Consider the following 5,376-nt stretch of genomic DNA (forward strand, 5'->3'; position numbering starts at 1 on the left):
CTCAATGATGCTTATAAAACCCAACTCCTTTAATATCAGTCCACAACGTGGTTTGGTGGCAAAGGAAGCATTGATCGACACGGGCTTCATGCTCATGAGCCACTTTTTTTGAAATCATATTAAAATGTTCCATATAATGACTGGGTGGCGCTTGATGGCATTGAGCACAATCCATTGAGCGCGGGGATGGGTGTCTGAATTCAGAGATGTTCCAATGAGCCGTTTCATGACAAGCAGCACAATCGTCACCAAATAACTTAAAGTGCTTGTCTTTGCTTTGATGGCAAGAGGAACAGCGTAAGGTCAGTTCTTGAGGTGATAAATGGGGATTGACCAGTACGGTTGGCCTATTGGATTCATTCTGTGCTAAAAAGAGTGTAACCTGATTAATTAACTGTTCTTCTTCATCATTTGCCTTTGAAAAGGCATTGAGTTGCTGCAGCCCTAACGAAACCAAAGCATTATGATCCATCTGAGTCAGGCGTGCGCTCTTGCCCTGATGCTCTGTATGACACGCGACACAACCGCCTATGTTGGCATGAAATGAGGTTGGCTGGCGTTTTAAAAGAGATTCGTTGTTGGCATGACAGACGATACAGTTTACTGCCTCAACCCCTTTCACTGGGGTATGACACGCAGTGCAGTTGTGACTTAAAAACGAATGGGCCTTGGAGAGTTCTCCAGGGTTTGCCATTCTTTGCCACTCGGCCAATTGAATCAAACTGCTTGCCTCATCTCCATGATAGGACAGGTAATAGGCTACAAAAGACAGTGCTGCGATTACCATAAGGGCAGCGAGGATGGCCCGGCTAAGCTTCATTGAAACCACCTTAATCCAAAATAAATCCCAGACCACACGTGCAGACCGAGCAGAACATACAATACCAGCGCTATAATAATGTGACATGTTAACCATTTTTGAAACAGGCGCTTGAAGTGCTCGTGAAAACGAATGGCGTATTCCAGCTCAGAGATGGCATCCGCTAAGCACAAAGCGCGTACCTCTGCCGACTTGATTAACTGACCATCCAATGCGGTGTCTTCAAGCAGCCAGGAAAGAAAGCGAGCTGTCATAAGATGTAATTTCCCGATGTTCTTATTAGAGTGTGCGCTTGCTTGTAGTTCTTGAGCCACGATTTGGTATTGTTTTTGTAATCCCATCAGGATAGTCTTTTTTTCATCGATTTCCTGACTCATAAAGCCCATGAGATAACGGCCAATAAAACCACTGAGCGTGACAATGAGCGTCATGGCAGTCAAAGCAATGCCTAGCGCGCTATTAAATTTATGCCCAGTATGAATCAAGACTAAAATGGAACCAATAATGCCTGCATAAATATGCCATGACAATAGGGCATTCATGGACACATACTGCGTTACCCAATTCTTCACAAATGAAATGCGTTTAACAAAGAGGTAGAGGAGCGGAATCAGCATCAATATCGAACCACTCACGCCAAACACACCACCCCAAAAACTCCCGGCAAAACGAGAAGACGTATGGACGGCAAAGCCTAACCACGTGATAAGCATTAACAGGATTAAGCCCAAAACCACCATACGTCCTTGCGTATTCATTAAGCATCCACCTCAATGTTTTGAGTCGCCTTGGCCTGACACGCTAAGATAAGCCCTCGTTGTTTGTCTTCTTTTGAAAGAGCATCTTCACAGGCCATGGTCACTTCTCCAGACAGCAAGGGTACTTTACATAACCCACATTGACCTGTTCGACACGCATTATCAATAGTAACCCCATTGGCTTCAGCGATTTCAAGTACGGTGTGGTCTGGCAAAATCGGAACCATTTTGTTGGATTTTCTAAAAGAAACCATCGCATGAGTATCGGCTTTGATGGATTCCAAGTCTTCTTGTGCTATTTCGGGTTTCTTTTCTGGTCCAAATGCTTCCGTTAGAATCGAATTTGCGGGCACGTTAAGCTCTTTTAAGATAGCAAGGATAGCTTCCATCATCGCGGGAGGGCCACAAACATGGATGCGATGAGAAGCAATATCAGGGACAAGATGGCTGATGATATTCTTGGTAAAGAAGCCTTGTAATCCCATCCAAACAGTTCCCTCTGAACGCAGCATCGAGGCATACACATGGAGATTCAGGTATCTTTCTTGAAGTTGCTCTAATTCTTCGCGAAAGATAAATTCATCTGTAGTGCGACAACAGTACAGCAAATAAATGTCATTGTGCCATCCAATATCGGTGAGATAGCGGATGATACTCATCATTGGGGTAATACCAACCCCTCCACAAATCAGTACAATGCTTTGTGCCTCTTCACCAGTAAAAGTAAATTTACCATTAGGCCCCATCACCTCCAGTAAATCCCCTTCCTTAATTTCGTCATGCAAATAACGAGAAAATAAGCCGTGCTCTTCTCGTTTGATCGTGATGGCACAATAATGCAATTGGGTTGGGGTAGACGCCATGGTGTAACTGCGCCTGATTGTTTTATCTTGAATCACCGCGGTAAGCGTAATAAACTGACCAGGATAATAGGTAAATGGCAAAGCCACCTCATGAAGTGACGCTAAATGAAACGTTTTTATTCCTGGTGCTTCTTGGAAGATACGACAAACACGAAGTTGTCCTTCCCATTTCTCTTCCGGTTCGGTGAGCGATCTCATGACTGGAAATTGCGGGACTGGGCATTTATGAGCGGGACAGGTAGGAGGAGTAGTTGGGGCAGTTTCTGATGGCACTTTAGACACTTTAGAGGATTTACTGGGCTCTACTGGTATTAAGGAAGGGGTTGGTTCGGGTGTTTTTGAAGATTGGGGTGGTGTCTCTGAAGAACCAGCCGTATTTTGTTTTGTTAAGCGATCAAGCAATGCAGCCGCTCTTCTCATTTTGAAAAAATACATCCAAATCATGACCAAAAAAAACAAACTAAATAGAGCGATAATCGTTAAATGAAAAAAAGGACCACCTAAGACATTCTCGGCTTGGGGGCTGCTTGGAAGAAGATTCATTTCTTGTTTAAACCACTGCAAGGCGATGTCACGAGGATTTTTTCCTTCAGTCAGTGCACGAAGGGTGGCCAGGGCACTCTCGTATTGCACAATCCCTTCCCGTAATTTTTCTAATGCTTTCTGCATCTTAGCGTAATCGTTATTGTTGGATGCAGACAAAAGCTCGCTAAGTCCACTTTTCATGAGCGCAATACCTGAGGTGATGCGCTGGTGTGCCCTTTGTTGAATCTCCAGGCGTTTTTCGGGGGATAATATGGGTAAACTCATTAAAGAGGGGTAAAGTTCCTTAGAGGAGGTACCGATGCTTTTCATCATACCACTCATTCCCTCGCCTTCTTTCTCCTTTTCTCCTGGATGATGTGCGGCATGTTCATCCGCGGTGGGTTGAGCAAAGGAGACAGAAGCCACCGCCAACAGGAACGCAACGGATAATGTTTGAACCCATCGAAGTAAGGTAAACTTTTTAGTGTATTGAAACAGCATCCTTTCCCTCCAAAGCTCACTTAACCTGTCAATTCATCAAATGGTTTAAGTGGAGCAGTCCACACGAGTGTTTTCGCGCCTCATATGAGTCTATCTCATATTCTGTAACCGATTTCCAATAACTCAAAAAGGTATGACTACGAATTCATGGAATAATTCATTCCATTAGAGCTCTTGCATAACCTGCATCTTTTTCTTTATTGCTGCGTTACAAAGGGTTCTATTGATTAGAAACTCAATCTAATCAGTATATTATAGTTTACCTTGCCTTTCTATGTGGGCTCATGACCAATAATCGCTTCGGCGCTTTGTAAAATATTCTGAATTTCTTCGGTAATTTCTTCTTGGCGCAGTAAATTGAGACGATGGTTTAATGCATTTTTTTTATGTTCCAAGCGATCTAATGCCTGGTTTAAATGAAACAGTCTTTGATGATTCTCCGCAAAAAACGATTGGTAAAAGATCGAATAACACTTGGCCAGTAAATAATGCTCCACCAAGTCAGCGAAAAACTGGTCTTTGGATACATTCAAAACAGGTGGTATAGAAAACTGATGCGTAGGACGTGTATCCAATTCTTCAAAGGGCTGCCAGGTTTTTACTTGAATTTGATTTTGCTCTTCTTCATTGAAAAGAATAGTCCATTGCCAAGAATGCCATGTCTTATTTCTTTGTAATAAGGCTTTTTCTAATGCGTGTAACACGTTTGAAATCACGGCTGGGATTTCTTCAATGGCATTGGGTCCATCTATTGTGGCGATGACACGAGAGTCATTCGCCATTTTTAAGGCCAGCTTATGCCCCACAAGAACGAGCATCGGTTCTAATTCAGCATGTTGCTCTTTGCGCGCTTCTAACTGATGAAGTACATTATCATTAAAAGGGCCACAAAAGCCTCGTTCTGAGCCAATAAGAATTGAAACCAAAGGGTGATTTTCTTGTTGATTCATGGGGGGCATGGGATAGAAACTTAAAAAATCTTGGCTCACCTCACGAATGGTTTGAATGACTTGGTCCTGCATGGCAAGAAATTGAGTGATTTTGCCTGTTTCAATTAAAGAAAGATTTTTCATGGCCGTCATGATGTTGCCAATTTCTTCTAAGGAATGAACATGTTCTTTTAGTTTCGTTCGCTTGGTCATAATACATCCCAGTGGTCAATGAGACTCATTATTTTGGATAAGAAGTCCGTTCTATGCCATTAGCCATTCTTTTATCGCCTGTTTCCATTGTGCTTTTGGGCTTCCCAAGGATAAATTACTCTGTTTTATTTCTTCCTCTATTTTTTTGAGGATTTGGGGGATGTCTTCTAACTTCAATTCATCAAAGAACCCCTCGTTGTAGGCAATAAGCCATGCGAGTTGAAATTCAATAGGTAGTGGTGCGCATCGTTCTTGTTTCAGAATTTCTCTTAAAACGCGCCCCTTTTTAATCTGCTTTTGCATTTTGGTATCCAGTTTCGCCCCAAAGCGAGTGAACAGTTCCAAATCAAGAAATTGCAGGTAATCGAGTTTCATTCGACCGGCTTCTTTTTTAATTTGCGGATGCTGCGCTTTACCACCGACTCGTGAGACTGATTGGGTGATGTCAATGGCGGGAAGAAATCCAGAAGAGAATAAGGATTCATCAAAAAAGATTTGCCCATCGGTGATGGAGATGAGATTCGTTGGAATATAAGTAGCCATTTCACCTTCTTTGGTTTCAATAATAGGCAACGCGGTCATACTGCCGCCGCCCATAGCAGGGGAAAGACAGGTGGAGCGCTCTAATAAACGGGAATGCAGATAAAAAATATCCGCAGGAAACGCTTCACGTCCAGGAGGTCTACGCAGTAAAAGGGACAGTTCACGATAACTATTGGCATGAGCACTCAAATCATCATAGACCACCAGGGTATCTAAGCCCTTTT

The 5,376-nt window shown here is 43.0% G+C and carries 4 protein-coding genes and 1 pseudogene; all 5 read right to left on the bottom strand.

Going from position 1 to position 5,376, the window contains the following annotated elements:
* Position 1 precedes the first annotated feature (1 nt).
* On the bottom strand, positions 2–820 hold the full coding sequence (locus ACWTEW_RS27655; protein WP_454783603.1) for a hypothetical protein: 819 nt from the start codon (positions 818–820) through the stop codon (positions 2–4).
* Positions 817–1,578, bottom strand: a complete 762-nt coding sequence (locus tag ACWTEW_RS27660) for a hypothetical protein (protein WP_454783604.1) — start codon at positions 1,576–1,578, stop codon at positions 817–819. The genes ACWTEW_RS27655 and ACWTEW_RS27660 overlap by 4 nt, the downstream gene beginning before the upstream one ends.
* A complete protein-coding gene (locus ACWTEW_RS27665) occupies positions 1,578–3,467 on the bottom strand; it encodes an FAD-binding oxidoreductase (RefSeq protein ID WP_454783605.1) in 1,890 nt (629 codons plus the stop codon). The genes ACWTEW_RS27660 and ACWTEW_RS27665 overlap by 1 nt, the downstream gene beginning before the upstream one ends.
* Before the next feature lie 272 nt (positions 3,468–3,739).
* Entirely contained in the window at positions 3,740–4,609 is an 870-nt protein-coding gene (locus tag ACWTEW_RS27670; protein WP_454783606.1) for a F0F1 ATP synthase subunit gamma, read from the bottom strand.
* Positions 4,610–4,660: 51 nt separating this feature from the next.
* Positions 4,661–5,376: pseudogene (locus tag ACWTEW_RS27675) on the bottom strand (F0F1 ATP synthase subunit alpha); the annotation flags it as partial.

This window comes from Legionella stuttgartensis, assembly GCF_977063405.2.